Below are 25471 nucleotides of genomic sequence, written 5' to 3'. Positions count from 1 at the left end.
TTTCGCGCGATTGTCTTCCCGGCTGCGCGGCCTATAAGGATGATCAACACAGACAAAGGCGTCCTTTCATGTCCGACACCAATGACAACACCACCCATTTCGGGTTCGAAACCGTGCGCGAAGCCGACAAGGCGGGCCGCGTGCAGGGCGTGTTCAACTCGGTCGCCTCGAAATACGACGTGATGAACGATGTCATGTCGATGGGCATCCACCGGGTCTGGAAAGACGCGATGATGGACTGGCTGGCCCCGCGCCCCGGTCAGCGCCTGCTGGACGTGGCGGGCGGTACGGGCGATATTTCCTTCCGCTTCCTCAAACGTGCCGGCTACGGACACGCCACCGTTCTCGACCTGACCGAGCCGATGCTGGTCGAAGGTCGCCAACGCGCCGAGGCTGACCAGATGTCTGACAGCCTGAACTGGGTGGTGGGCGACGCCATGTCCCTGCCGTTCGAGGACAACACCTTTGACGTCTACACCATCTCGTTCGGCATTCGAAACGTGACCCGCCCGCAAGAGGCCCTGAATGAGGCGTTTCGCGTCCTCAAACCCGGTGGCCGCCTGATGGTGCTGGAGTTCAGCCAATTGCCCAATGACGGGCTGCAAAAGCTCTATGACCTCTACAGCTTCAACGTCATCCCACGCATGGGCAAGCTGATCGCCAATGATTACGACAGCTACCAGTACCTTGTGGAATCGATCCGCAAATTTCCTGATCAAGAGACGTTCCTGAACATGGTCCGCACCGCCGGGTTCGAAAACGCCAAGTATCGCAACCTGAGCATGGGTATCGCCGCGCTGCATTCCGGCTGGAAAATCTAAATGCGCGGTCCTCACAACATCATCCGCCTGATCCGCACAGGCGCGACTCTGGAACGCACGGGCGCCATGAACGTGGTTTTGGACGCGTTCGAGGCCCCGCGTGCCCTGCGGTTCGTGGCTCATGCATTGGGCAAACCGTTTCAATGGCTGGGTTACAAAGGCGACCCCGAAATGCCGCCCGCAACCCGCGCCCTGACGGCTCTGGGACCAGCTTATATCAAGTTCGGCCAGGTTCTCTCGACCCGCCCGGATGTGGTCGGCGACGAACTGGCCGCGCAATTGCGCGTGCTGCAGGACAAGCTGCCGCCCTTCTCCAAAGCCGAGGCCATGGCCGAGGTTGAACGGGAACTGGGCCAGCCCGTCTCGGAAATCTTCAGTGAATTCAGCGAACCCATCGCTGCGGCGTCCATCGCGCAGGTCCACAAGGCCAAGCTGACCAGCACGGGCGAGGACGTCGCCGTCAAGGTCCTGCGCCCCGGCATCGAGCGCGCCTTTCGCAAGGATGTAGACGCCTTCTATTTCGCCGCTCGCATCGTTTCCCTCTGCGCCCCCGGCGCACGCCGCCTGCGCCCGATGGAGGTGATCGAGCATTTCGATGGCGTGGTACGCGGCGAGCTGGATCTGCGTCTGGAAAGCGCTGCAGCTTCGGAATACGCCGCTAACACCAAGGATGATTCAGGCTTTTGGCTGCCCCCGGTGGTCTGGTCCCTGTCTGCCCGCCGGGTGATGACCCTCAGCTGGGCCGATGGTATCCCGCTGGGCGACAACGACGCGCTGGACGCCGCTGGCCATAACCGCCGCGATCTGGCCGAACGGGTCCTGCGCCTGTTCCTGCTGCACGCCCTGCGCGACGGCTATTTCCACGCGGATATGCATCAGGGCAACCTCAAGGTCGCCGCCAACAGCGATATCATCGCCTATGACTACGGTATCATGGGCCATATCGACGAATACACCCGCCGGGTCTATGCCGAGATCCTCTTCGGCTTCATTCGCCGCGACTATAAACGCGTGGCCGAAGTGCATTTCGAAGCGGGCTATGTACCCGCAAATCAGGATGTCGACGAATTCGCCCGCGCCCTGCGCGCCGTGGGTGAGCCGATCTTCGGCATGGACGCCACCCATATCTCGATGGGCCGCCTGCTGAATTACCTGTTCGAAGTGACCGAACGTTTCGGCATGGAAACCCGGACCGAATTGATCCTGCTGCAACGTACAATGGTGGTGGTCGAAGGCGTCGCCCGGTCACTGGACCCGCATATGAACATCTGGGAAGTCGCCCGCCCCGTGGTCGAGGATTATATCAAACAATCCATCGGCCCCCGCGCAGCGCTGCGCGATTTCGGTAAAACCGCGATGGTCCTGGCCCGGTTCGGCCCGCGCCTGCCCGCTTTGGTCGAAAACGCGCTGATCGCCCAAACGCAAAAAGACGAACCACAAGGATCACGCCTCTGGTCCGTTGCCCTGCCCGCCACCATCGGCGCAGCGGCAGGCGCAGCACTGGTCCTGCTGCTCAACGCATTCAGTTAAGCGCAACCCGCCTGCTTCATCTGTCTATAAATATCCTCGGGGGGAATCGCGCCCAAGGCGCGATGGGGGGCAGACAGCCCCCCTGCCCGATCCCGGATCAGAGCCGCTCAATGGCAAGGGCAATGCCCTGTCCGCCGCCAATACACATGGTGATCAACGCTTTGGAGCCACCTGTGCGCTCCAGCTCATACAGCGCCTTCAGGGTGATAATCGCCCCTGTTGCTCCAACCGGGTGACCCAGCGCGATGGCACCACCGTTCGGGTTCACTTTAGACGCGTCCAGCCCAAGCTCTTTGTTCACAGCCAAAGCCTGCGCTGCAAAGGCTTCGTTGCTTTCGATCACGTCAAAATCGCTGATGGACAACCCTGTTTTGGCCATCAGGCTCTGAACCGCAGGGATCGGGCCGATCCCCATCACCTCGGGGCGCACCCCAGCATGAGCATAGCCGATCACACGGGCCTTCGGTTTCAGACCGGCTTTCTCAGCCGCATCAGCCCGCGCCAGAACCATCGCTGCCGCGCCATCATTGATGCCTGAGGCGTTGCCCGCCGTCACACGACCTTCTTTCTTAAAGACCGGTCGCAGACCTGCCAGAACCTCTGCCGTGGTGGCCTTTGGGTGTTCATCAACCATGAAGTCGACCATGTCTCGCTTGACCTTCACCTGAACCGGTGTGATCTGGCTTTGGAAATACCCGGCCTCAATCGCAGCGGCTGCGCGAGTCTGGCTGGTGACAGCAAACTCATCCATCTGCTCACGGGTGATCTGGTGTTCATCCGCCACGTTTTCCGCCGTTACACCCATGTGCCCTGTGCCAAACGGGCAGTTAAGCGCGCCAACCATCATGTCCAGCGACTTGATATCGCCCATCTTGGCGCCCCAACGGGCTTGCTGCATTATGTAGGGCCCACGCGACATGCTTTCCGCACCGCCCGCCAGCGCGAAATCGGCATCACCCAGCATCAGGGACTGCGTTGCCGAAACGATGGCCTGCGCACCCGATCCGCACAGGCGGTTCACGTTCATCGCCGGTGTCTCATCGGGGATACCCGCCTGTTTCGCCGCTGCGCGCGACAGGTACATGTCCCGGGGTTCGGTATTGATGACATGACCAAAAACAACGTGACCGATCTGTGCGCCTTCAACGCCCGACCGCTCCAACGCGGCCTCGGTGGCGACGGTCGCCAGATCAATTGGTGCGGTTGAGGCCAAAGCCCCGCCAAATGTCCCGATGGCCGTGCGCGCACCGTCCAGAATCACTACGTCAGTCATATCTTTCTCCTCCAGAATCCGCGGGCATTATGCACGTGCAGCATAATTTGCAAATCGGACTCTCTGTCACGTGCAGAATTGACATTTCCCCCCGCAATCCCCACTAGATTCCGTCATGACGGAAAACACAGACGATATCCTGACGCGCCTGCCCGCCCGCCTGAAAGAGGCGCGCCGCGCCAAGGGCCTGTCGCTTGAGGCCGTGGCCAATCTCAGCGGCGTGTCCCGATCCATGGTCAGCCAGATCGAGCGGGGCGAAAGCAGCCCCACCATCTCGACCTTGTGGAACCTGACCCGCGCCCTGCAAGTGGATTTCGCGGGCCTGCTGGAAGAGGCCAACGCCACCGACCATATCGAAGTGCTGCGCCGCGCCGAGGTGCCCAGCATCGACAATATGGGCCAGAACTGCCGCATCCGTATCCTGTCCCCACCCGAAGAGGCCGGAGGGCATGAGGTCTATGACATCCAGTTCGACACCGAAGGCGCCCTGACCAGCAAACCCCATGCACGCGGCGCGCGTGAGCAGCTGACAGTGCTTGAAGGCGCCGTCCACGTCACCTCGGGCACCGCCACCCACAGCCTGCACGAGGGCGACACCGCCCGTTACGCCGCAGATGTGGCGCATTCGATTGTGTCAGACGGCCCGGCCCGTGTGTTTCTGATCGTGAAAAACGCCTGATACAGACTCAAATTCCGACTTCACGGATTTTTTTCTCAAATATTGTAATTCCCCCATTTGGGAATTACGTCCGTTATGTTAGATATGCGACTCAGATAACCGGAGGCCGCCATGGCAGATGCATTCTTGTCCCACATCTCGGACACCCTTTCGCAGATCGAATCTGAGGGCCTGTATAAACGCGAACGCATGATCACCTCGCCGCAGGGCGGTGAGATTACGGTGGGCGACAAACAGGTCATCAACCTGTGCGCCAACAATTATCTGGGTCTGGCCGATCACCCCGCGCTGATTGATGCTGCCATTGGCTCGATGGAGCCCAAAGGGTTTGGTATGGCTTCGGTCCGGTTCATCTGCGGCACGCAGGACATTCACCGCGAGCTGGAACAAAAGCTGGCCAAGTTCCTGAACAAGGACGACGCGATCCTGTTTGCCGCCTGTTTCGACGCCAATGGCGGGCTGTTTGAGCCCTTGTTAGGGCCTGAAGACGCCATTATCTCGGACAGTCTGAACCACGCCTCGATCATCGACGGGGTGCGGTTGTGTAAGGCCAAGCGCTATCGCTATCTGAACAACGACATGAACGATCTTGAGGCGTGGCTGAAACAGGCACGCGAAGATGGGGCGCGGCACATCATGATCGCAACCGATGGCGTGTTTTCGATGGATGGTTATCTGGCAAACCTGCCTAAAATTCGCGAGCTGGCCGACAAATATGATGCCATCGTCATGGTTGATGACTGTCACGCCACCGGTTTCATGGGGCCGAACGGGGCCGGAACGCCGGATCATTTCGGCGTCGATGTGGACATTCTGACGGGAACTTTGGGCAAGGCACTTGGGGGGGCAATCGGCGGTTATATCGCCGGGCCGCAGCCAGTGATCGACCTGCTGCGGCAGCGGGCGCGGCCTTATCTGTTCTCAAACTCGCTGCCGCCCTCGATCGTTGCTGCCGGGCTTGAGGCGATCCGTCTGGTGGAAGAGGGCGACATGCTGCGCGCGCAACTGTTCGGCAACGCCAAATACTGGCGCGCGGGGCTGGAAAAGCTGGGGTTCGACCTGCTGCCCGGTGAACACCCGATCATTCCGGTCATGCTGGGCGAGGCGACATTGGCACAGGATATGGCGTCGCGGCTGTTTGACGAAGGCGTCTATGTCTCGGGCTTTTTCTTCCCGGTCGTCCCGCGCGGTCAGGCGCGGATAAGGACGCAGATGAACGCGGCCCTAACACGCGACGAGTTGGACCGCGCCTTGGCGGCCTTTGGGAAAGTTGGCAAAGAACTGGGGGTGATCTGATGCGACCCAACACCATGAAAGCCCTTGAGAAATCAAAACCCCAAGAGGGTCTTTGGATGGTGCAGGCCCCGGTGCCCGAGATCGGCCCGGATGAGGTTCTGGTCCGTGTCAACAAGACCGGCATCTGCGGCACTGACATTCACATATGGAACTGGGATGACTGGGCCTCGGCTACGGTGCCTGTTCCCATGATCACCGGTCACGAATTCGCCGGCGAGATTGTTGAGATGGGGCGCAATGTGACGGGTCTTGAGATCGGCCAGCGCTGTTCAGGCGAGGGTCATCTGATCACCAATGACAGCCGCCAAAGCCGCGCGGGTAAGTTCCACCTCGACCCCGGTACGCGCGGCATCGGCGTGAACGAGCAGGGCGCGTTCGCGCAGTACCTGAAGCTGCCCGCCTTCAACGTGGTTCCCCTGCCCGACGATGTACCCGATGAAATCGGCGCGATCCTTGATCCGCTCGGCAATGCCGTCCACACCGCGCTCAGCTTTGATCTGCTGGGCGAAGATGTTCTGATCACCGGCGCGGGCCCCATTGGTATCATGGCCGCCGCCGTTGCCCGCCATGCAGGCGCGCGGCATGTGGTGATCACCGACATCAACCCTGATCGTCTGAAACTGGCCGAGCACGTTGTGCCAACTGTGCGCACCGTTGATGTGTCGAATGAGGACCTGCAGGACGTCATCACCGAGTTGGGCATGAAGGAAGGGTTCGATGTGGGCCTTGAAATGTCGGGCTCACAAATTGCGCTGGATCAGATGGTCGAGGCACTGGTGATGGGCGGCAAAATCGCTCTGCTGGGAATCCCACCCGGAAAATCCCCCGTTGACTGGTCACGTATCGTGTTCAAGGCCATCACCATCAAGGGCGTTTATGGGCGTGAAATGTTTGAAACCTGGTACAAGATGATCGCCATGCTGCAGAACGGTCTGGACGTCAGCCGGGTGATCACGCACCAGATGAAGGTCGACGACTTTGCCCAGGGGTTTGCCGCGATGAAATCCGGCCAGTCGGGCAAGGTGGTTCTGGACTGGACCTAACGCTCTGGCACCGCGCGGGTTTTGACCCTAAACAAAGGGACACCCGCGCGTTTGGAGGAGCACATGGGCGACAACGACAGGTATCTGGAACGGGGGATCGAAGAGACCCTGGTCACCGATTTCACGGAAACCCACCGCAAAAGCTATGGCGACTTTCTGCAGCTCAAGACCCTGCTGAACCTGCAGAAGACCTTTCAGGACCCCGCCCAACCCGACGAGATGCTGTTCATCATCATCCATCAGGTCAGCGAGCTGTGGCTGAAACTGATGCATCACCAACTGGTCGAAGTGCGCCGGTTCCTGCAACAGGACGAGTTTGGCCCGGCAATGAAGAACCTGGACCGGGTGAAGGCGATCCAGAGGCAGCTGATTGCCGCGTGGGAAACCCTGCTGACGATGACCCCGGCCGATTACATGACCTTCCGGCAGGCTCTGGGCAGTTCGTCGGGCTTTCAAAGCTATGGCTATCGTCAGATCGAGTTCATTCTGGGCAACAAGGATGCGGCCACCCTCAAGGTGCACGCGCATGACCCAGAGGTGATGGAGATGTTGACCGCCGCGCTGACGAAACCTTCGCTCTATGACGAGGTGTTGCAGATGATGGCCCGGCAAGGGTTCGATGTGCCCGACGAGCTGCTGAACCGCGACTTCGCCCAGCCCTATTCCGGCGACCCGCGCGTTGTGAAGCTGTGGGTGCAGGTCTTCCGCAACACGGACCGCCATTGGGATCTGTACGCGCTGGCCGAAAAGCTGATGGACGTGGAATCACTGTTCCAGCGCTGGCGGTTCGATCATGTCACCGCGGTGGAACGCGTGATCGGCAACCAGCCCGGCACCGGAGGGTCCAGCGGCGTGTCCTTCCTGCGCAAAGCCTTGGATTTGCGGTTCTTTCATGATCTCTACGATGTGCGCACCGAATTGATGTATGCGGATCAGGAGTAGGCTATGCTGTACCGAGGATTCACTCAGGCCGAGTTGGATCAGGAATATTCCCCCCGATCCATGATCGGTGGCGACCTGACCCCCTATGTCGATGCCTATGCCGCGCTCAGCGCCCAACACCGGGCGCAGATGGATTGTCACCAGAACCTCTCTTATGGCGACAGCCCCGAACAGGTCTTGGATTTCTTCCCGGCGAAAGGGGCCGGGGCGCCGCTGCACGTGTTCATCCATGGCGGATATTGGCAGGCGCTCAGCCAGCGTGAGTCGGCCATGATGGCCCCCGCGCTGGTCGAGGCTGAACAGTCCTTTGCCACCCTGAACTACACTCTGGCCCCGGATGCGCGCATCGGGGACATGATCGGGGAATGCCGCGACGCGCTGCTTTGGCTTGCGGCCAATGCAGGCGATCTGGGGTTTGATCCGTCCCGCGTCACCCTGTCTGGCCACAGCGCCGGGGCGCATCTGGCGGCGATGGTCATGGCCACCTCAGCCGACGCGCTGGCCCGCGCCGGGCTGCGCGTGCGCGACGTGATCCTGATCAGCGGGGTTTATGATCTGGAGCCGATCAGCCTGACGCCCGTAAACGACCCGTTGCAACTGACCCCGGTCGAGGTTCACGACCTGTCGCCCATCCTGCACCTCCCCGCCCCCGGGCCGCGCTATCGCGTAACCGTAGCCGAGCGCGACACGCCCGAGTTCATCCGCCAAAGCCGGGATTATGCGGAACTGCTGCGCAAGGGCGGGCATTCGGTGAGTTTCGATCTGCAGAAGGGGATGCAGCATTTCGACATCATCATGCATCCGGGGACGTTTTTGGTGGGGTCGAAATAAGTAAGGGCCGTTTGCTGCGACGCCTAGAACGTCTAGTTCGAGCCCTTGATGGCTGCCCAAAGATCGAATTTTTGCCACTTTTATCTTTTTGATTGGGCTTTCGTTCTGAACGACTAAAATTGATTTGCGGTAATAAGTATGGCCCATCACAAAAAAAGTAAGACTGAGACCGAACTTCATTATTCAGAAGTGAGGAAAATCTTTGCCAAGACCGCAATGCGGTTGGGTTTGAGTGATCCTTATGCCGAGATTTTTGGTCAATCAGTTTGGCATCTTTGCAATCGAGGCTACCCCGGCATTACCAATTCAATAGCCTTTTTAATGATAAACAAGGATGTTCTGACGGACGTTTGGAGTGACCCGAGATATCCATATCGAAATGATCCTTTGTCTTTGGTTTGCCCAATTCGAGCCGCTATTCTCGTCGAGCAAAAAATTGATATTGCAGAAGAAAACGGAGACTTGGAGGATTTTTCTCTTACACTCGGACGCTCAGCGTTTCCTGTATTGAGCCTTCCACCGATTGCTTTCAGTTTGAAACAGAAAAACTGCGACTTCGACACCATTCAAATCCTAGGACCAAGTGCGACAATCTCAATGTCGGACGCCGGAATGTCAGAAGTAGCAGACACCCTTTCTCATGAATTCGCTTGGGTTGGCAACAAGCACGATATCGAAAAACCGGTAACTTATAAGCTCTCGCGCGATGCCTATTCCGAAGACGGGTTGTATTGTCGTAAAGTGCGCCGCGAGACTCTGAGGTTGCCGACAATCCGACTTAAGGACGATGGTACTTTGCGTTTATAGGTTGGAATCCAGAGGTCCGTTTCGTCCGCAAAGCAGACGTTCCATCATTGTCCGCTTGAGGCTAGAGCACGATAAAAGACGCGTAGTTGTGGTTTTAAATCAAAAAAGCACTAAACAAGACAAAAACGGCGACCCAAAGGGCCGCCGTTTACTGTTTCGTCGCAACACCAGATCAATCCAACGTGCGCGTAACCTCTTCGCGCTCGAAGATTTCGATCACGTCGCCCTGGCGGATATCGTCGTAGTTTTCGAACGCCATACCGCATTCCTGACCCGACTGAACCTCGGCCACTTCGTCCTTGAAGCGTTTCAGCGTCTTCAGCGTGCCTTCGTGGATCACCACGTTGTCGCGCAGCAGGCGGACACCTGCGGAACGCCGCGCCACGCCTTCGGTGACCAGACAGCCGGCAACCTTGCCGACGCCGGTGACCTTGAAGACTTCGCGAATTTCGGCGTAGCCGATGAACTTCTCGCGGATTTCGGCGCTCAGCAGGCCCGATGCGGCGGCTTTCACGTCATCCACAAGGTCATAGATCACCGAGTAGTAGCGGATCTCGACGCCCTTCTGGTTCGCCGTGTTCCGCGCCGAGGCATTGGCACGGACGTTGAACCCGAATATCGGTGCGCCCGAGGCTTCGGCCAGACCCACATCAGTCTCAGTAATCGCACCAACACCCGAGTGCAGCACGCGCACGCGCACCTCGTCGTTGCCGATCTTCTCCATCGCCTGAACGATGGCTTCGGCAGACCCCTGCACATCCGCTTTCATCAGAATCGGCAGCTCGGTGACGTTTTCGTCTTCCTTGGCCTTCTGCATCAGCTGTTCAAGGGTGGTCGCGGCACCGGCTGCGGCGCGTTTGTCCTTGGCGGCTTGTTCACGGTATTCCGCGATCTCGCGCGCCTGCGCTTCGGTCTCGGTCACGTTCAGAACGTCACCCGCTTCGGGCGTGCCGTTCAGGCCCAGAACCTCAACCGGAACCGAGGGGCCCGCTTCTTTGACGCGTTCGCCCTTGTCGTTGATCAGCGCGCGGACCTTACCGTATTGCTCACCCACAACAAAAATATCGCCCTGACGCAGCGTACCGGTCTGAACCAGAACGGTGGCGACGGGGCCGCGGCCCACATCCAGCTGCGCCTCGATCACGGCACCCTGTGCGGCGCGGTCGGGGTTGGCTTTCAGCTCCAGAATCTCGGCCTGCAGCGCGATGGCTTCCAGCAACTCGTCCAGACCCTGACCGGTGATGGCGGAGACTTCGACGTCCTGAACCTCGCCCGACATTTTCTCGACGATGACTTCGTGCTGCAGCAGATCGGTGCGCACCTTGTCGGGGTTCGCATCGGGCTTGTCGACCTTGTTGATCGCCACGATCATCGGCACTTGGGCCGCCTTGGCGTGGTTAATCGCCTCAATCGTCTGCGGCATCACCGCGTCATCGGCGGCCACAACCAGAACCACGATATCGGTGACCTGAGCACCGCGCGAGCGCATCGACGTAAACGCCGCGTGGCCCGGTGTATCCAGGAAGGTCAGCGTGGTGCCACCATCGGTTTTTACCTGATAGGCGCCGATATGCTGGGTGATGCCACCCGCCTCACCGGCCACAACACGCGCATCGCGGATCGCATCCAGCAGCGAGGTTTTGCCGTGGTCAACGTGACCCATGATGGTAATGACCGGCGGACGCGGCTGCAGATCATCATCGCTGTCTTCAACCTCTTTGATGACGTCTTCAACATCCGAATCGGAGACGCGAGTAACCTTGTGGCCAAACTCTTCGATGATCAGTTCAGCAGTGTCGGCGTCGATGGTCTGGTTCTGCGTGACCATCATACCCATCTGCATCAGCGATTTGACAACATCCGCCACACGTTCGGCCATACGGTTGGCCAGCTCCGAGACCATGATCGCCTCGGGCAGCTGAACATCACGGATCACCTTCTCCCGCTCGACCGAACCACCCATGGCTTTTTGACGCGCGCGCTCTTGCTTGCGCTTCATTGCGGCCATCGAGCGTTGGCGGTTGCCTTCGCCGCCGGTGGCCTGACCCAGTGTCAGCTTGCCCGAACGGCGGTTGTCGTCACGACCCTTGCCGCGGCCACGCTGCTCACGCTCACGATCCTGTTTGCGCGGAGCAGCCGCAGGCGCAGGCTTGCTGGCCGGGGCGCGGGCCGCTTTGGGTTCTTCGGGCGCAGGGGCAGCCGCAGCGCGTTTGGCGGCTTCTTCCGCCTCAACGCGCTTGCGCTCTTCGTCTTCCGCCTTTTGACGTGCACGTTCTTCGGCCTCGCGCTGTTCGCGCTCTTTGGCTTCTTGTTCCGCACGACGGCGGGCGCGCTCTTCTTCGCGCGCCTTTTCGGCGGCCTCACGGGCGGCGGCCTCTTCGGCCTCACGCGCCTTGGCGGCCTGCAGCGCCTTCATCCGGCGCGCCATTTCCGCATCGGAAATCCCGGCAGGGCGACGCGACGGATCACCCGAGGGCGTTGCACCGCCGCCCGGCTTTCCGGCACCCGGCTTGGGGACCACCACGCGTTTGCGTTTGGTTTCCACCACGACATTCTTGGTGCGTCCGTGGCTGAAACTCTGTTTCACATTTCCGGGGCGTGCCCCGCCACGAAGACCCAATGTCTTTTTGCCGTCACTATCGCTCATAAAGCTTCTTACCCTTCCGCGCGGCCCTTGCCGCCGTCATCCGTTTCGCGCAAGCCACGCAGGCGCTGCGCTTCCTCTACAACACGTTTGGCGAGTCCGCCAGAGGCCAGCGCCGCATGAATCACGGTTTGGCGCCCAAATGCCGCTCCTAACTCGTCCGCGGTCAGCCAGCCGATGTATTTTCCGAAGTGCGGCGTGCTGAGTTTCGACTTGCCGCGCCCCGATCCATCGCTGGCCTGAATCAGTATCTGGGCCTCTTCCCGGTCCAGCCACGTCTTGACCTTTTCATATCCGGCAACCGCGTCACCGGATTTGCGCGCCAGGCTGATCAGCTCGATCACCCGCCGCGCGATTTGCTTTTCGACCTCATCGGTCAGGTCCGCCTGCGCCGTCACCTGCGCCTTGAACCCGCGCGAGAACAGTTTCTTGCCAACCGCCTTGTCCAGCGCGGCGCGATCCGCCGCCACATAGACCCCGCGCCCCGGCAATTTCGCCGCAACATCGGGAAAGACCTGACCGTCCGGCCCCATCACAAAGCGGATCAGCCCGTATTTGGGCTGAACCTCGCCTGTGGCGATGCACTTGCGCTCGGGTCCGTCCGACCGATCCTTATGGACGCCACCGCGACCCATTCACGCCACCCCGAGGCCCTGAGATCAGGCCTCGGCCTCCTCTTCGGTCTCTTCGCCGTCTTCGTCCGCCTGTTCCAGCTCGGCCGGGTCAACCCAGCCCAGCATGATGCGGGCGGTCATGACCAGATCCTGCGCCTCTTCCAGAGTGACACCAAAGGGTTCGAGCACACCGTCATCCTTGATGCGCTCACCATCGACCGTGGTCCAGCCACCGGCCAGTTCCCAGTCTGCGCAGGTTGCGAAGTCTTCCAAATTCTTCACATCATCCTTGGCCAGCGCCTCTACCATCTGGGGTGTGAGGCCCTCGAATTCAATAAGGCTGTCCTCGGCACCCAAAGCACGGGCCGCATCCAGCGCCGCTTTGGCTTGTGCTTCCAGGAATTCACGGGCACGGGTTTGCAGTTCCTGCGCCGTGCCTTCGTCCACACCGTCGATAACCAGCAGTTCATCCAGCTCGACATAGGCAACCTCTTCGAGGTTGGTGAAGCCCTCGGACACCAGCAGCTGGGCAAAGAATTCGTCCAGATCCAGGCTTTCCATGAACAGCTGAGTGCGGGCTTCGAACTCTTTCTGACGACGCGCCGATTCTTCGGCTTCGGTCATGATGTCGATGTCCAGATTGGTCAGCTGGCTGGCCAGACGCACGTTCTGACCACGACGACCGATGGCGAGGGACAGCTGTTCCTCAGGCACCACAACTTCGATCTTGCCGGCTTCTTCGTCCAGAACAACCTTGGAAACCTCGGCGGGCTGCAGAGCGTTCACCAGGAAGGTCGGCTGATCTTCGTTCCACGGGATGATGTCGATCTTTTCGCCCTGCAGCTCGTTCACAACGGCCTGCACGCGGCTGCCGCGCATACCAACGCAGGCACCGACGGGGTCAATCGAGCCGTCATACGAAATCACGGCGATCTTGGCGCGCGAGCCGGGGTCACGGGCCACGGCCTTGACCTCGATGATGCCGTCATAGATTTCCGGCACTTCCATCTTGAACAGCTCGGCCATGAATTCCGGCGCGGTGCGCGACAGGAATATCTGGTGGCCACGAACCTCGCGGCGAACCTCTTTGATATAAGCGCGCACGCGGTCGTTAGGGCGATAGCTTTCGCGGCCGATCTTGTCATTGCGGCGCAGAACGGCCTCGGCACCGCCCAGATCGACGATGACATTACCGAATTCCTCGCGCTTGACGGCACCGTTGATGATGGTGCCTGCGCGATCCTTGAATTCTTCGTACTGACGATCACGTTCCGCTTCACGGACCTTCTGCAGGATCACCTGCTTGGCGGATTGCGCCGCGATCCGGCCCATTTCAACCGGCGGCACTTCTTCCACGAAAACGTCACCGACCTCGGGGTTTTCCATATATTGCTTGGCCTGCTCGACGGTGAATTCGGCCTGATAGTTCTCAAGCTCTTCATCCTCGACCACGGTGCGCACGCGGGTAAAGGTCGCCTTACCGGTCTTGCGGTCGATGCTGACACGGATGTCCATCTCGGCGCCGTAACGGCTCTTGGCGGCACGGGCGAGCGATTCCTCCATCGCTTCGACAACCAGACCGGGGTCGATCATCTTTTCGCGGGCCACGGCCTCGGCGGTCTGCAGCAGCTCCAGCTGGTTGGCTGAGGTGATTGCCATCAGTTCGTCTCCTCTTCGGACCCTTCGGTCTCAATCTCGTCGAAAGCGTTTTCGTTTAAGGATCCAGCGTCTTTGCGCTGGCGCAGCATTTCCTTGATCAGGTCATCGGTCAGGACCAGCTTGGCGTCGCTCAGCCAGTCGAATTGCAGACCGATGGTGATCGTCTCATCCCCCTCGGGGATGTTGATCAGAACCTCATCCCCTTCGATCCCGGCCAACTCGCCCTTGAAACGGCGGCGGCCGTCGATCAGCTCTGCGGTCTCGATCTTGGCCTCATACCCTTCGAACATCTCAAAATCCTTGAGACGGGTCAGCGGGCGATCGATGCCGGGGCTGGACACCTCAAGCGTATAGGCATCGAGGATCGGGTCCTCGACATCCAGCGTGGCGCTGATGGCGTTGGAAATCTCGGCGCAGTCATCCACTTCGATGCCGCCATCGGGCTTGTCGGCCATGATCTGCATCGTGGTGGTCTTGCCGCTCATCAGGCGAATACGGACGAGTTCGTACCCCAGATCTTCGATCACGGGGGTGATGATCTCGGCCAGTCGCCGGTCGATGGCAGCTTTGGCTATCAGGTCGTTTGTCATCAGGTACTTCACCCTTCATCCGGGCACAAAAAAACGGGCGCGCGGCCCGTCGAATTTTCCGGTGGAGCCTTGAACCAGAAGTCCAACGCGCCGCTGTTGCAGATGCATATACGCAGGAGTTGCCGAGTCTGCAACCCCCAGCGTGAAACGTGATCAGGTCAGGCCAGCCACCACCGTTCCGCGATGCGCCCGTCATCCAGTGCGCGGGCGCTGCCGATCTGGCGCGGCATTCCCACATGACCGGCCACGGCCAGCGCCATGTCATCCTGACTGGGGTGATAGCGCAGACCGCGTTGATCCGTCAGTTCATCCCCATCTGGCAGCGCCGCGATATCCACATAAGCATCTCGCAACGCCTCAGCCCGAACTTTGGCGTCAGGGATCACGATGATCTCAAGCGCATCGGCCCATCCGGCCTGCCCGTCCTTGTAGTGACCCGCCACCCGGCGGCCAAGAAAATGCCGATCATCCTCGGCCCGTTCCACCCGGTAGCACCCGGTGCCATTGGCTGTGCGCAAGGGCGTCACGCCTTGTCCGTCGCGTGTGATGACGAACCGGCTGTCTGCCAGCAAAAATGGCAGGCCAGGGTTGGAGTCGGCCAGTTCCAGCCGCACCGAATCCGCCGTCAGCGCCTCGGCCCGTCCAACCTGTTGCAGCACCGAGACCACATCTTTCACATCCAAAGCTGCACCATCATGGAACGCCACATCGCCGCGCAGATCAAAACGCCACACCCGGGCATCTGCTTCTGTGTGCCACCCACGCGCCAACTCTCCGCGCAGGGTGCCATCGGGCGCGATCTCGGTGAGCGTATCGAACACAGCCCCGCGCGCCACCTGCTCCAAACTGTCATCGCGTGGCACGGCCAGACGCAGCGTCCCGCCCTTTTTGGGCGTGTCCGCAAGCGACGCACCCGTCGCCGCCAACAGAGCAGCGGCAGCACCTGAGGCGAATAAGGCACGGCGGTCAATCCGGGTCATGCCACCCCCTCGGCCACGCGGTCCATGATACGGACCAATTCGGCGCTGATGCCGGGTTCGGACAGCGCATGACCCGCTTGACGCACCATCTTGAGCTCGGCGTTTGGCCAGCGTTCGGCCAAAGACCACGCTGCCTGCGGTGGGCAGATCATGTCGTACCGCCCCTGAACTATGTGCCCGGGGATGTGCGCGATCCGGTCGACCTGATCCAGAATCTGGCCGTCTTTCTCAAGGAAAGCCCCATGGGTGAAATAGTGATTCTCAAGTCGGGCAAAGGCACGCGCGTATTCTCCGGGGCTTTCGCCGGTTGCGCCGTGCGAATGAATCGAGGCCAGCGCGTTCTCCCACGCCGACCAAGCCCGCCCATACAGGATTTCCGTCGCCCGGTCGCCCGAGAACAGGCGCTTGTGATAGGCGTTGATCGTATCCGATAGCTCGTCCTTTGAAAGCAGCGCGGTGAATTTCGCCCATTGCTCGGGCCAGAACTTGCCAGCACCGCCGCCATAGAACCAATCCAACTCGGCTTGCGTCGCCAGAAACACGCCGCGCAGCACCAGCCGGTTCACCCGGTCCGGATGCGCCTGCGCATAGACCAGCGCCAGAGTTGCGCCCCAACTGCCGCCAAACACCGTCCAATCGTCAATGTCCAGCAAGGTGCGCAGCCGCTCAATATCATCCACCAGATGCCAGGTCGTGTTATCCACCACCGACGCATGAGGCCGTGACCGACCGCATCCGCGCTGATCAAACAGAATCACCCGGTACACATTCGGATCGAAATACCGCCGCATCGCCGGGCTGCACCCGCCCCCGGGACCGCCATGCAACACCACGACCGGCAGGCCATTCGGATTGCCGCATTGCTCCATATAAATGCGGTGCCCGTCGCCCACATCGACCATCCGCTGATCGAACGGGTCAATCGGCGGGTACAGATATTGAACTGCGCGCTTTTGGTCCGGGTACTTATCCATTAGGGCCCTATATAGTCTTTAAACGTAAAAGAGCACACGGAGACAGGAATGCAAGCGCATCCGAACACGGTGGACCCGTCCGAGATCGCAAAATTCGAGGCGATGGCCGCCGAATGGTGGGACCCGCATGGGAAATTCAAACCTCTGCACATGCTCAATCCGTGCCGTCTGGACTATATCACACAGCAGATTGCGGGTGAATTTGACCGTGATCTGAAGGCCGAAAAACCGTTTGAGGGCCTGCGCCTGCTGGATATCGGCTGTGGCGGCGGACTGCTGAGCGAACCAATGGCGCGTTTGGGGGCCGAGGTCGTCGGTGCCGACGCCGCCGAGGGCAACCTACCCGTCGCCCGCATCCATGCCGAGCAATCGGGACTTGAGATCGACTACCGCCACACCACAGCCGAGGACATGGCCGCCGCAGGGGAACAGTTCGACGTGGTGCTAAACATGGAGGTGGTCGAGCATGTGGCCGATCCTCTGGGTTTCCTGACCGCCTCGCAGCAGCTGTTGAAACCGGGCGGGTTGCTGATCTGTTCGACCATCAATCGCAACCCGAAATCCTATGCCATGGCCATCTTCGGGGCCGAGGTCGTCATGCGCTGGCTACCCCGCGGCACGCATGAGTGGAACAAGTTCATCACGCCCGACGAACTGTTCGACCTGCTGCGACAGTCCGGGCTGGACCCGGTGGACCGCAAGGGCTTCGTCTTCAACCCGATCCTGTGGAGCTGGTCGATCTCGGACCGGGATTTGAGCGTGAATTATGTGACGGCGAGTGTGAAGACCGGGTAGGGTGGGTTTTCAACCCATCTTGCCTGTGGTTTCCGAGAATTGATGATGGGTTGTAAACCCATCCTACGCTTGTTGGCCTACACGCGGTCAGGAAGCATAACGGATGAAGGCCTCGATTTTTTGGAAACCTTTGAAGCCTTTGTCTTCGGCCGCCTCAAGGAACGCATCAGAAACACAAAAGCGGTCGCGCAAAAAGCTATCCGCAAATACGTGGCGATCCTTGAGTTTATCGCTGCGCCAAACCAGCCTGGGCCAAGCCGAACTGCTGTAAAATCTAATCTTTCCTTTACGCACGACTGGCTGGACATCGGACTCGTCGACTATGACACCGCCGTCGACAAAGTCTGAGAACTTATGAAGAAAATACTCGTCCTTGATAATGCGCCCATCATCGCAATGCAGAACAACTGGATAGTAAAGGCTGTGTCCCGGATCCATTTCTTCGATCAAATCCCGGAACGCTTGACTGACGAGAACAACACCCAAACCTCCGCCCCGCATGAAATCCGTTAGCTCTGTATGCGATGAGGTTTGTTGAAAATCCAAAGGGTATTGATCTTCAGAAATTTCAAATGTCGGCATGTGAATTTTAGGGGTCGTTCTGTCAGCGCCGGTCGTTAGATCCCGCAACGCCCACGTCACGTCTTCTTGGTCTGAAATACTCTCATGCATAATCCATGGCATTCATGCTCATCCCTAAATTGTCAAAAGACAGAATGATTTAACCCGTTCTTTGATCGAACATTTCCAATTGATCGAGTTTTGTTGTCTTGCACTGCACCGCAGCCAAACCCTACTCCCCCTCCAACTGCAACCGCAAATCCCTCAGCACGGGCAACGTACTGCGGACGCGTTCCAGTCCCAGCTCTCCGACCACGCGGTTGATCAGCGGCGCAATCGAGGAAATCGCCTGATCTCTCGCCCTCCGACCGGCGGGACTGATGGCGACCATTTTGCGGCGGGCGTCGTCCCAGTCGGGGCGTATGTGGATGTATCCGGCCCATTCCAGCTTGGCCAAAGTGTTGGTCATCGCCCCGCGCGTCACGTGAAAGGTGCTGGCCAGTTGCGCCGGGGTGCGTTCATCCCCCACGAACACCAAATGGTTCAGCACCGAGAAATGCGAGATTTCCATGCCCTTGGGCAGCACCCGGCTCAGCCGGTTGCGCAATAGCTGGTCGGCGGTCAGGATCTCGCTGAACAGCGTGACCGCGAGGGCATTTTTCTCGTCCGTCATATCTTCGGTTCTGGATCAGGGGCCGGTGAAAGGCCGCACATGGGTCAATGAAGGCACGCGGCGGCGCGCCTCTGTCACAGAACTATCATCCAAATCGAAAATGTGAATGCCTGGATCGGTACCTGCGTCGATGACGACCTCTCCCCACGGGGCAACGACCATGCTGTGACCATGCGTGTACCGCGTTTTGCCACGCGTTTTCCGGTGTTCGCCGGTTTGCGCCGGGGCCAGCACCCAAGCGCCGTTTTCAATCGCCCGCGCCCGCAGCAGCGATTCCCAATGCGCCGCCCCCGTGACCGGCGAAAACGCAGCTGGCACCGTCAGAATCCGCGCCCCGGCCTGTGCCAGAGCGGCAAACAGATGCGGAAACCGGATGTCATAGCAGATGGCCATACCGACCTTGCCAAACGCGGTCTCGGCCACCACGGCGCGGTCGCCGGGGCGGTAATTCTTCGATTCGCGGAAGGTCTCAGAGTCCGAGACCTGCACGTCGAACATGTGGATTTTGTCATAGCGCGCCACGATCTGCCCCTGCGGGTCGATCATGAACGACCGGTTCGCAAAGCGGCCATCGGCATCGTGGGTTTTGATCCCCAACGAGCCGATCAGCAGCCACACGCCCAGCGCGCTGGCCTGTTCGCGCAGGCCAGCCAGCGTTATGTCATCTTCTTCGAACTGAAGAACCTCTTGCTGCCGCGTCGTGCTGTTGGACACGCAATTGGTCACCTCGGGCGTCAGGATGAACCGCGCGCCCTGCCCGGCGGCCTCGGCCATCATGGCGCGCACCGTGGTCAGGTTGTCAGACGGATCATCCGACGAGGTGAGTTGCAGCAGCGCGGTCTTCATGCCGCCAGCAGGCGGTCCAGCTTGCCCTGACGGTCCAGCTCATAAAGCTCATCGCAGCCGCCCACATGCTGCGAACCGATGAAAATCTGCGGAACGGTCCGTTTGCCGCCGGCGCGCTTGATCATCTCGGGCTTGCGCTTGGGGTGCATGAACACATCGACTTCCTTGAACTCGACGCCTTTCTGTTTCAGCAGGCGTTTGGCCGCGTGGCAAAAGCCGCAGAGCGGCGAGGTGTAGATTTCAACCGGTTTCATAAATCGTCCCTTCGGGTTTCGCGTAATCTTCCGCGAATTAGGCATCCTTGGCAACGCGCGCTAGGGTCAACACGAAAATATGATTTGCGCCTGCATCTTTGCAGACACGCGTACAGGCGGCCAGCGTCGCCCCCGAGGTCATGACATCATCCACCAACAGCACATCGCGGCCCTGCATCCTGTTGACCCGTTTGGGATGGGCCGCGATGGCGTTTTCCAGCGTGTCCGCGCGTTCATCGGCGGTTTTCCCATCCAGAACAGGGGTTTTGACGCGGCGGATCAGCAGGTCGGGGCAGGTTTCCAACCCGGTTTGCCGCCCAAGATGCTGCGCCAGCAGGGCCGACTGATTATAGCGCCGTTTGAGCAGCCGCGACCAATGCAAAGGCACCGGGGCGATCAGCATATCCTTGTGAAACAAGTCGCGGCCAGCCTGCGCCATCCACCCGGCGGCGGGCCGTGCCAGTTCCGGCCTGTCGCCATGTTTCAACGCCAGAATCATCGACCGTGCCTTGCCGTCATAAAGCAGCGCGGCGCGCCCGGCCTGCCAGGGGCGCGGCGTTTTCATGCAGTCATCGCATTCGATCCGGTGGCCATCTGCCTCACCGGGCAGGGGAACACCGCAGCTTTCGCACACCGTGCCGCCGATAAAAGGCGTCTCGCGCCAACAGGCACCGCAAAGGCCGAAATCCGTCTCGGTCAACTCACCGCAGCCCATGCAGCGCGGTGGATAGATCATCTGAACGGCGGTTTGAATCCGCGGCCAGATGCGATAATTGCGCCCTATGAAACTGCCTGAGTCCAACGCACCCTCTCTGTTCGATCGCAGGGCTTTGACCCGGCACCGTGCCCGCGCGCGGGAAGACGCCATGTTTTTGCATCACGCCGCGGTGGACGAGGTGCAGGATCGACTCTCCATGGTTAACAAAACCTTTACGGCCCCGGCGATCGTGACCCCGTTTGCGCAAGTCTGGCGGGATGTGTTGCCGGGCGCACATGTCGTTGGTGATGACGAGGTGCTGGACCTGACCCCAGGCGCGCATGATCTGGTGATCCACGCGATGGCGCTGCATTGGGCCAATGATCCGGTGGGGCAACTGATCCAATGCCACCGCGCCCTGCGGCCCGACGGGCTGTTGCTGGTGGTCTGTTTGGGCGGCGAAACCCTGCATGAACTGCGCGCGGCCCTCGGGCAGGCCGAGATTGAGGTGACCGGCGGACTCAGCCCTCGCATTGCGCCCATGGCCGAGCTGCGCGATTTGGGCGGGTTGCTGCAGCGGGCCGGCCTCGCCCTGCCCGTCGCTGACACCGCGCGCCTGACGGCGGAATATCGCGACCTGCCCCACCTGATGCGTGATCTGCGCGCGATGGGCGAAACCAACAGCCTGTCTGATCGGGTGAAACGCCCCACCAGGCGGCAGGTCTTTGCCCGCGCCCAGCAGATCTATGCCGAAAACTTCACAACTCCACAGGGACGTCTGGCCGCCACGTATGAGCTGATCTGCCTGACCGGATGGTCCCCCGATGACAGCCAGCAAAAACCGCTGCGTCCCGGATCGGCCCAAACCCGCCTTGCCGACGCGCTTGGGGCAAAAGAAGGCAAACTGTCCGATTGACGCCCGGGTTTTTCCGGTTATCTCAGCCCGGTACGCAGAAATTCAGGAAGCGACCCATGTTTGACGCCACTCGCCCATCCCACGCCCCCGCCGACCATCCCAAGGTCAAAATGGGCCGTGTCGGCATCCTGCTGGCCAATCTGGGCACCCCGGATGACTATAGCTATTGGCCCATGCGCCGTTACCTGAACGAGTTTCTGTCGGATCAGCGCGTCATCGACTACCCGAAATGGAAGTGGCAGCCGATCCTACAAGGAATCATCCTGACCAAACGGCCCTTCAGCTCGGGCGAGGCGTATAAATCGATCTGGAATCACGACAAGGGCGAAAGCCCGCTGATGACGATCACCAAGGACCAAACCACCAAGATGCGCGATGCGATGCAGGCGCGCTATGGCGATCGGGTGATGGTCGATTTCTGCATGCGTTACGGCAACCCGTCGACCAAATCAAAAGTCCGCGAGATGGTCGCGGCAGGCTGCGACCGCATCCTGTTCTTCCCGCTTTATCCGCAATACGCAGGGGCGACGACCGCCACCGCAAATGACCAGTTCTTCCGCGCATTGATGGAGGAAGCCTGGCAACCCGCCAGCCGCACCGTGCCTGCCTATTTTGATGAGCCCGCCTATATCGACGCTTTGGCCGGGTCGGTGGAACAAGCCTATGCGGCGATGAAGACCAAGCCCGATATTCTGGTCTGTTCCTATCATGGCATGCCGGACCGCTATTTGCAGCAGGGCGATCCCTATCACTGCCAATGCGCCAAAACCTCACGCCTGCTGAAAGAGCGGCTGGGCTGGGCAGATGATCAGCTGGTCTCGACCTTCCAGTCGCGATTCGGGCCCGAGGAATGGCTGAAACCCTATACGGTCGAGCATGTGGCCGAATTGGCGCGGCAAGGTAAGAAGAATATCGCCGTGATTGCGCCCGCGTTTTCCGCCGATTGCATCGAAACGCTGGAAGAGATCAACGAAGAGATCAAGGAAAGCTTTGAAGAGGCCGGCGGCGAGACCTTTACCTACATCCCATGCCTGAACGATGACGACGCGCATATTGCGGCGCTTGGCAAGGTGATCGAAGACAATCTCAAGGGTTGGCTGGACTGACCGGCCATTCAAACCCGATAATCAAGCATGAAAAAAGGCGGTGGAGAACTCCACCGCCTTTTCTCTAGATGGTGCTCGTCAAATTAGCTTGCGGCAACAGCAGCAGCAACAACGACCAGCAGGATCAGCGGCAGGATGATGCCCTGCGACGAACCTTGAGTTTCCTCAACAACAACCGGCGCTTCAACAATCGGCTCTTCCAGGTTGCCCGCGTAGGCGGTCGAAGCAGCAGCAGTCAGTGCAGCGGCGAGAACGAGTTTCTTCATATTAACCTCCAGAATTTGCACGGCTCCAAATAGCGAAACCGCACACCCAAGACTTACCTCGTATGTTTTTACTAATCAGCTATCCGACTGGAATGCAATTACAACTTGAGCGGCAAGCGGGTTCGTGCGCGAAAATGTCGTCAAATAAGCAACACTTGCGTGCCAACATTCGCCATTGAAAACAGTTCCGCAATATCCTCGTTGAACAGACCGATACAGCCGTTCGAAGATCTGCGCCCGATTTTGCGTGTATCGTGGGTGCCGTGGATGCGGTAATATTTCCAGCTCAGGTATAAAGCGTGTGTCCCCAATGGGTTATCAGGACCCGGAGGAATATAGTCCGGCCATTCCGGGTTGCGCTTTTTCATCGACGGAGTCGGAGCCCAGCTTGGCCCTTCGACCTTGCGGATCACACTGGTGCGGCCCCGGCGGGTCAATTCCTCGGTCAAAGGCACCGAGGAGGGGTACAGCTTGTACACGGTCTGATCCTCTGACCAATAATGCAGCGCGCGCGAAACGGTATCGACCAAAATTGCGCCGTTATCGGTATTCGAGAAGTAAGGCTGCCAGTCCAGCGCCCGGAATCCCGAGATGTTGCGGCGAACCTCCGGTTCCGGCTCGGGCGCGGGGCGCAGCGGGTCGCCGGGGATGTACTGGGCAATCGCAGGCGTCGCCAGCAGGGTCGACGCACCGGCCAGGAATCCGCGGCGGGTGGGGGTGTGAAAGTGTTTTTTGACCATGTGTCGCGGTCCTTTGCTAAGGCCAGGCTGAAATTAGATGTATTTTATGGCCAGAATGCTTCAGTCGCAAATCAAACCGGCAGAATCACGCATAAGCGCGGTATTGTGCGTTTGCCCCAGACGGTCTGTCGCGCTATGCCCTAGGTTAAATCAATCACCAGGTCGATCATGACGCGTATATTTTCCTTACTATTTGCCTGTTTTGTTGCACTGGCAGCATGTTCCCCCAGCAGCACCCCAACCTACGGGGCGGACGGACGGCCTCTGCCGACGGTTTACAAGATTCGCGGCAATCCCGAAAAACTGCAATTCCGCATGCTTGATTCGGTCAACGCATTGCGCCAGGCGCAGGGGCTGCAGCCGGTACAGCTGAACGCACAATTGAACGCCGCAGCCGCGACCCATTCCAAGGATATGGCCCGCCAAAACCGGCCGTGGCACTTTGGTTCCGACGGCTCGTCACCGATCGATCGCGCCCAGCGCGTTGGGTATTTCGGGACGTTCCTGGGCGAGGCGATCTCTGAGACCTATGAGACCGAAACAGAAACCCTGGCCGCGTGGATGCAGCAACCCGGCCCACGATCTGTGATCATGGACCCCAAAGCCAGCCAGATGGGCTTTGCCTGGCATCAGGAAGGTGGCGGCAAAATCTGGTGGACGCTGGAAATGGGAACCGGCGGCTAAAACAAAATGCCCCCGGAAAACCGGGGGCTTTTTTGTAACTGACAGCGTCTTAAGCAGCCTGCATCGATTGGGCTTCGGTCAAAATCGCATAGAGTTTGACCGGATCCGGATTGGCCCGCAATTTCGCACAAACAGATGTATCGCGCAGTGTACGCGACACCAAAGCCAGTGCTTTCAGGTGATCAACACCTGCCTCTTCGGGTGCGAACAGGGCAAAGGCCAAATCGACCGGCTGACGATCAACCGAGCCGAAATCAATCGGCTTTTCCAGCATGACAAAGACACCAGAGACAGATTCGAGCTCGGCCACGCGCGCATGCGGCAACGCCACGCCGTGGCCTACACCCGTAGGTCCCAGGCTTTCACGTTCCAACAGGCCGTCAACGACCGTCTGCGCGTCAAGACCCAGCGTCGTGTCAGCCACATCGGCAATTTCCTGAAACAGCCGCTTTTTGCTGGATGCTGCAGATAATACACGTACTGCTTCGGGCTTGAGTATGCTCGAAAGCTCCATTGTCACGCTCCATGGCGGGCCCCCGCTTGCGCAGGGGCGAGCCTAAATCTCTTGCCTGTTACGGATCGATCCAGCCGATATTGCCATCTTCCCGGCGGTAAACGACGTTCAACCCGTCCTTGTTTTCATTCCGGAACACCAGCACCGGGGCACCAGCCAGTTCCATCTGCATAACGGCTTCACCAACACTCAGCGACGGGATCTTGGTTTCCATCTCTGCCACGATCATCGGCTGCAGCGTTTCGGGCTCATCAGCCGATTCAGATTCGTCAGAGGCGAGGATATAAGAGGAAGCCCCAAAGAGTTCAACCGGCTCGGCGCGATCTTTGTGGTGGTCCTTGAGCCGCCGTTTATACCGGCGCAACTGGGTTTCCATCTTGTCGCAGCAGCCCTCAAACGCCGCGTAAATCTCGGTCGCGTGGGCCTTGGCCTGCGCTGTCAGGCCGGTGGACAAATGCACGGTGGTTTCGCAAACATATTCATGCGCAGAACGGGAAAAGACGACATTGGCGTCGGTCGGTCGCTGAGCATATTTGCCAACAACCTCGCCAAGTTCGGTCTGCACATGAGTTTGCAGTGCTTCGCCGATGTCGATCTGTTTTCCGCTGATTTGGTAACGCATGTGATCTCCTTCACAATTCACACCCATTCTGACGTCACGTAACGCGACGCACTTGTTTTTATCGGGTGGGGGATAACGGCAATTCCCCGGGTAGTCCTACCTTTCGCCCTTCCA

28 protein-coding genes are annotated in these 25471 nt (G+C 59.5%); 12 read left to right on the top strand and 16 right to left on the bottom strand.

Going from position 1 to position 25471, the window contains the following annotated elements:
• Positions 1-68: 68 nt before the first annotated feature.
• Both ubiE and ubiB read left to right on the top strand, forming a co-directional pair.
• Positions 69-821 carry a bifunctional demethylmenaquinone methyltransferase/2-methoxy-6-polyprenyl-1,4-benzoquinol methylase UbiE gene (gene ubiE / locus ACRZ94_RS20160; protein ID WP_480798171.1) on the top strand — a complete coding sequence of 251 codons (753 nt, stop codon included), beginning with the start codon at positions 69-71 and terminating at the stop codon, positions 819-821.
• A complete protein-coding gene (gene ubiB / locus ACRZ94_RS20155; protein WP_480798170.1) occupies positions 822-2351 on the top strand; it encodes a 2-polyprenylphenol 6-hydroxylase in 1530 nt (509 codons plus the stop codon).
• A gap of 97 nt (positions 2352-2448) precedes the next feature.
• Here the strand turns inward: ubiB and ACRZ94_RS20150 are convergent, their stop codons facing one another.
• Positions 2449-3624: an acetyl-CoA C-acyltransferase family protein gene (locus ACRZ94_RS20150; protein ID WP_480656467.1), complete on the bottom strand. Its 1176-nt coding sequence runs from the start codon at positions 3622-3624 to the stop codon at positions 2449-2451.
• A 115-nt stretch (positions 3625-3739) separates the two neighbouring features.
• Between ACRZ94_RS20150 and ACRZ94_RS20145 the strand changes: the two genes are divergently transcribed.
• The 6 genes from ACRZ94_RS20145 to ACRZ94_RS20120 all read left to right on the top strand — a co-directional run bounded on the left by ACRZ94_RS20145 (position 3740) and on the right by ACRZ94_RS20120 (position 9222).
• Positions 3740-4303: a helix-turn-helix domain-containing protein gene (locus ACRZ94_RS20145; protein WP_480656469.1), complete on the top strand. Its 564-nt coding sequence runs from the start codon at positions 3740-3742 to the stop codon at positions 4301-4303.
• A 111-nt stretch (positions 4304-4414) separates the two neighbouring features.
• Positions 4415-5599 (top strand): glycine C-acetyltransferase, encoded by a 1185-nt coding sequence (locus ACRZ94_RS20140; protein ID WP_480656471.1) that lies wholly within the window; start codon positions 4415-4417, stop codon positions 5597-5599.
• A gap of 14 nt (positions 5600-5613) precedes the next feature.
• The gene (gene tdh / locus ACRZ94_RS20135; protein WP_480798185.1) at positions 5614-6642 is read left to right on the top strand and encodes an L-threonine 3-dehydrogenase; all 1029 of its coding nucleotides are present in this window, start codon (positions 5614-5616) and stop codon (positions 6640-6642) included.
• A 63-nt stretch (positions 6643-6705) separates the two neighbouring features.
• On the top strand, positions 6706-7584 hold the full coding sequence (locus ACRZ94_RS20130; RefSeq protein WP_480798169.1) for a tryptophan 2,3-dioxygenase: 879 nt from the start codon (positions 6706-6708) through the stop codon (positions 7582-7584).
• Positions 7585-7587: 3 nt separating this feature from the next.
• Positions 7588-8415, top strand: a complete 828-nt coding sequence (locus tag ACRZ94_RS20125; protein ID WP_480798168.1) for an alpha/beta hydrolase — start codon at positions 7588-7590, stop codon at positions 8413-8415.
• A gap of 138 nt (positions 8416-8553) precedes the next feature.
• Positions 8554-9222: a hypothetical protein gene (locus ACRZ94_RS20120; RefSeq protein ID WP_480798167.1), complete on the top strand. Its 669-nt coding sequence runs from the start codon at positions 8554-8556 to the stop codon at positions 9220-9222.
• 172 nt (positions 9223-9394) lie between these two features.
• On the opposite strand, the gene infB is transcribed toward ACRZ94_RS20120, so the two are convergent.
• From infB to pip, 6 genes are all read right to left on the bottom strand, one after another.
• On the bottom strand, positions 9395-11869 hold the full coding sequence (infB, locus tag ACRZ94_RS20115) for a translation initiation factor IF-2 (protein ID WP_480798166.1): 2475 nt from the start codon (positions 11867-11869) through the stop codon (positions 9395-9397).
• 8 nt (positions 11870-11877) lie between these two features.
• A complete protein-coding gene (locus ACRZ94_RS20110; protein ID WP_480798165.1) occupies positions 11878-12501 on the bottom strand; it encodes an RNA-binding protein in 624 nt (207 codons plus the stop codon).
• 24 nt (positions 12502-12525) lie between these two features.
• Positions 12526-14139, bottom strand: a complete 1614-nt coding sequence (gene nusA / locus ACRZ94_RS20105; RefSeq protein ID WP_480798164.1) for a transcription termination factor NusA — start codon at positions 14137-14139, stop codon at positions 12526-12528.
• On the bottom strand, positions 14139-14729 hold the full coding sequence (gene rimP, locus ACRZ94_RS20100; protein WP_480656485.1) for a ribosome maturation factor RimP: 591 nt from the start codon (positions 14727-14729) through the stop codon (positions 14139-14141). The genes nusA and rimP overlap by 1 nt, the downstream gene beginning before the upstream one ends.
• A gap of 158 nt (positions 14730-14887) precedes the next feature.
• Positions 14888-15709, bottom strand: a complete 822-nt coding sequence (locus ACRZ94_RS20095) for an ABC transporter substrate-binding protein (protein ID WP_480656487.1) — start codon at positions 15707-15709, stop codon at positions 14888-14890.
• Complete coding sequence (pip, locus tag ACRZ94_RS20090) at positions 15706-16683, bottom strand: prolyl aminopeptidase (protein WP_480656488.1); 978 nt, start codon at positions 16681-16683, stop codon at positions 15706-15708. Before pip ends, ACRZ94_RS20095 begins: the two co-directional genes overlap by 4 nt.
• 48 nt (positions 16684-16731) lie before the next feature.
• Here pip and ubiG point away from each other — a divergent pair, with 48 nt between their 5' ends.
• Positions 16732-17478 (top strand): bifunctional 2-polyprenyl-6-hydroxyphenol methylase/3-demethylubiquinol 3-O-methyltransferase UbiG, encoded by a 747-nt coding sequence (gene ubiG, locus ACRZ94_RS20085; protein WP_480656490.1) that lies wholly within the window; start codon positions 16732-16734, stop codon positions 17476-17478.
• An 87-nt stretch (positions 17479-17565) separates the two neighbouring features.
• On the opposite strand, the gene ACRZ94_RS20080 is transcribed toward ubiG, so the two are convergent.
• The 5 genes from ACRZ94_RS20080 to ACRZ94_RS20060 all read right to left on the bottom strand — a co-directional run bounded on the left by ACRZ94_RS20080 (position 17566) and on the right by ACRZ94_RS20060 (position 20548).
• Positions 17566-18162 carry an imm11 family protein gene (locus tag ACRZ94_RS20080; protein ID WP_480656492.1) on the bottom strand — a complete coding sequence of 199 codons (597 nt, stop codon included), beginning with the start codon at positions 18160-18162 and terminating at the stop codon, positions 17566-17568.
• Positions 18163-18271: 109 nt separating this feature from the next.
• The gene (locus tag ACRZ94_RS20075) at positions 18272-18712 is read right to left on the bottom strand and encodes a MarR family winged helix-turn-helix transcriptional regulator (RefSeq protein ID WP_170334681.1); all 441 of its coding nucleotides are present in this window, start codon (positions 18710-18712) and stop codon (positions 18272-18274) included.
• A 15-nt stretch (positions 18713-18727) separates the two neighbouring features.
• Complete coding sequence (locus tag ACRZ94_RS20070; RefSeq protein WP_480798163.1) at positions 18728-19558, bottom strand: carbon-nitrogen hydrolase family protein; 831 nt, start codon at positions 19556-19558, stop codon at positions 18728-18730.
• Positions 19555-19812 carry a glutaredoxin 3 gene (gene grxC / locus ACRZ94_RS20065; RefSeq protein WP_480656496.1) on the bottom strand — a complete coding sequence of 86 codons (258 nt, stop codon included), beginning with the start codon at positions 19810-19812 and terminating at the stop codon, positions 19555-19557. Before grxC ends, ACRZ94_RS20070 begins: the two co-directional genes overlap by 4 nt.
• Before the next feature lie 37 nt (positions 19813-19849).
• Positions 19850-20548, bottom strand: a complete 699-nt coding sequence (locus ACRZ94_RS20060) for a double zinc ribbon domain-containing protein (protein ID WP_480656498.1) — start codon at positions 20546-20548, stop codon at positions 19850-19852.
• A 46-nt stretch (positions 20549-20594) separates the two neighbouring features.
• Between ACRZ94_RS20060 and ACRZ94_RS20055 the strand changes: the two genes are divergently transcribed.
• Together ACRZ94_RS20055 and hemH are read left to right on the top strand one after the other, a co-directional pair.
• On the top strand, positions 20595-21425 hold the full coding sequence (locus ACRZ94_RS20055) for a methyltransferase domain-containing protein (protein WP_480656500.1): 831 nt from the start codon (positions 20595-20597) through the stop codon (positions 21423-21425).
• A gap of 56 nt (positions 21426-21481) precedes the next feature.
• Positions 21482-22531 carry a ferrochelatase gene (gene hemH, locus ACRZ94_RS20050; RefSeq protein WP_480656502.1) on the top strand — a complete coding sequence of 350 codons (1050 nt, stop codon included), beginning with the start codon at positions 21482-21484 and terminating at the stop codon, positions 22529-22531.
• 83 nt (positions 22532-22614) lie between these two features.
• On the opposite strand, the gene ACRZ94_RS20045 is transcribed toward hemH, so the two are convergent.
• Both ACRZ94_RS20045 and ACRZ94_RS20040 read right to left on the bottom strand, forming a co-directional pair.
• The gene (locus ACRZ94_RS20045; RefSeq protein ID WP_480656504.1) at positions 22615-22797 is read right to left on the bottom strand and encodes a hypothetical protein; all 183 of its coding nucleotides are present in this window, start codon (positions 22795-22797) and stop codon (positions 22615-22617) included.
• A gap of 140 nt (positions 22798-22937) precedes the next feature.
• Entirely contained in the window at positions 22938-23537 is a 600-nt protein-coding gene (locus ACRZ94_RS20040) for a L,D-transpeptidase (protein ID WP_480798162.1), read from the bottom strand.
• Between the two features lie 168 nt (positions 23538-23705).
• Between ACRZ94_RS20040 and dalA the strand changes: the two genes are divergently transcribed.
• Positions 23706-24221, top strand: coding sequence for a divisome-associated lipoprotein DalA (dalA, locus tag ACRZ94_RS20035; protein WP_480656507.1), 516 nt, complete (start codon positions 23706-23708; stop codon positions 24219-24221).
• A gap of 49 nt (positions 24222-24270) precedes the next feature.
• On the opposite strand, the gene ACRZ94_RS20030 is transcribed toward dalA, so the two are convergent.
• Together ACRZ94_RS20030 and hpf are read right to left on the bottom strand one after the other, a co-directional pair.
• Positions 24271-24735 (bottom strand): PTS sugar transporter subunit IIA, encoded by a 465-nt coding sequence (locus tag ACRZ94_RS20030; RefSeq protein WP_480656509.1) that lies wholly within the window; start codon positions 24733-24735, stop codon positions 24271-24273.
• A 58-nt stretch (positions 24736-24793) separates the two neighbouring features.
• Positions 24794-25357 carry a ribosome hibernation-promoting factor, HPF/YfiA family gene (hpf, locus tag ACRZ94_RS20025; RefSeq protein WP_480656511.1) on the bottom strand — a complete coding sequence of 188 codons (564 nt, stop codon included), beginning with the start codon at positions 25355-25357 and terminating at the stop codon, positions 24794-24796.
• Positions 25358-25471 lie beyond the last annotated feature (114 nt).

It is taken from the genome of Ruegeria sp. CH10 (genome assembly GCF_056537125.1).
This window is presented reverse-complemented; position numbering and strand designations above follow the sequence as displayed.

Bases quoted from the DNA above. Each gene is read 5' to 3' on its own strand.
- ubiE (WP_480798171.1), top strand. From the start codon at position 69: ATGTCCGACACCAATGACAACACCACCCATTTCGGGTTCGAAACCGTG.
- ubiB (WP_480798170.1), top strand. From the start codon at position 822: ATGCGCGGTCCTCACAACATCATCCGCCTGATCCGCACAGGCGCGACT.
- ACRZ94_RS20150 (WP_480656467.1), bottom strand. From the start codon at position 3,624: ATGACTGACGTAGTGATTCTGGACGGTGCGCGCACGGCCATCGGGACA.
- ACRZ94_RS20145 (WP_480656469.1), top strand. From the start codon at position 3,740: ATGACGGAAAACACAGACGATATCCTGACGCGCCTGCCCGCCCGCCTG.
- ACRZ94_RS20140 (WP_480656471.1), top strand. From the start codon at position 4,415: ATGGCAGATGCATTCTTGTCCCACATCTCGGACACCCTTTCGCAGATC.
- tdh (WP_480798185.1), top strand. From the start codon at position 5,614: ATGAAAGCCCTTGAGAAATCAAAACCCCAAGAGGGTCTTTGGATGGTG.
- ACRZ94_RS20130 (WP_480798169.1), top strand. From the start codon at position 6,706: ATGGGCGACAACGACAGGTATCTGGAACGGGGGATCGAAGAGACCCTG.
- ACRZ94_RS20125 (WP_480798168.1), top strand. From the start codon at position 7,588: ATGCTGTACCGAGGATTCACTCAGGCCGAGTTGGATCAGGAATATTCC.
- ACRZ94_RS20120 (WP_480798167.1), top strand. From the start codon at position 8,554: ATGGCCCATCACAAAAAAAGTAAGACTGAGACCGAACTTCATTATTCA.
- infB (WP_480798166.1), bottom strand. From the start codon at position 11,869: ATGAGCGATAGTGACGGCAAAAAGACATTGGGTCTTCGTGGCGGGGCA.
- ACRZ94_RS20110 (WP_480798165.1), bottom strand. From the start codon at position 12,501: ATGGGTCGCGGTGGCGTCCATAAGGATCGGTCGGACGGACCCGAGCGC.
- nusA (WP_480798164.1), bottom strand. From the start codon at position 14,139: ATGGCAATCACCTCAGCCAACCAGCTGGAGCTGCTGCAGACCGCCGAG.
- rimP (WP_480656485.1), bottom strand. From the start codon at position 14,729: ATGACAAACGACCTGATAGCCAAAGCTGCCATCGACCGGCGACTGGCC.
- ACRZ94_RS20095 (WP_480656487.1), bottom strand. From the start codon at position 15,709: ATGACCCGGATTGACCGCCGTGCCTTATTCGCCTCAGGTGCTGCCGCT.
- pip (WP_480656488.1), bottom strand. From the start codon at position 16,683: ATGGATAAGTACCCGGACCAAAAGCGCGCAGTTCAATATCTGTACCCG.
- ubiG (WP_480656490.1), top strand. From the start codon at position 16,732: ATGCAAGCGCATCCGAACACGGTGGACCCGTCCGAGATCGCAAAATTC.
- ACRZ94_RS20080 (WP_480656492.1), bottom strand. From the start codon at position 18,162: ATGCCATGGATTATGCATGAGAGTATTTCAGACCAAGAAGACGTGACG.
- ACRZ94_RS20075 (WP_170334681.1), bottom strand. From the start codon at position 18,712: ATGACGGACGAGAAAAATGCCCTCGCGGTCACGCTGTTCAGCGAGATC.
- ACRZ94_RS20070 (WP_480798163.1), bottom strand. From the start codon at position 19,558: ATGAAGACCGCGCTGCTGCAACTCACCTCGTCGGATGATCCGTCTGAC.
- grxC (WP_480656496.1), bottom strand. From the start codon at position 19,812: ATGAAACCGGTTGAAATCTACACCTCGCCGCTCTGCGGCTTTTGCCAC.
- ACRZ94_RS20060 (WP_480656498.1), bottom strand. From the start codon at position 20,548: ATGATCTATCCACCGCGCTGCATGGGCTGCGGTGAGTTGACCGAGACG.
- ACRZ94_RS20055 (WP_480656500.1), top strand. From the start codon at position 20,595: ATGAAACTGCCTGAGTCCAACGCACCCTCTCTGTTCGATCGCAGGGCT.
- hemH (WP_480656502.1), top strand. From the start codon at position 21,482: ATGTTTGACGCCACTCGCCCATCCCACGCCCCCGCCGACCATCCCAAG.
- ACRZ94_RS20045 (WP_480656504.1), bottom strand. From the start codon at position 22,797: ATGAAGAAACTCGTTCTCGCCGCTGCACTGACTGCTGCTGCTTCGACC.
- ACRZ94_RS20040 (WP_480798162.1), bottom strand. From the start codon at position 23,537: ATGGTCAAAAAACACTTTCACACCCCCACCCGCCGCGGATTCCTGGCC.
- dalA (WP_480656507.1), top strand. From the start codon at position 23,706: ATGACGCGTATATTTTCCTTACTATTTGCCTGTTTTGTTGCACTGGCA.
- ACRZ94_RS20030 (WP_480656509.1), bottom strand. From the start codon at position 24,735: ATGGAGCTTTCGAGCATACTCAAGCCCGAAGCAGTACGTGTATTATCT.
- hpf (WP_480656511.1), bottom strand. From the start codon at position 25,357: ATGCGTTACCAAATCAGCGGAAAACAGATCGACATCGGCGAAGCACTG.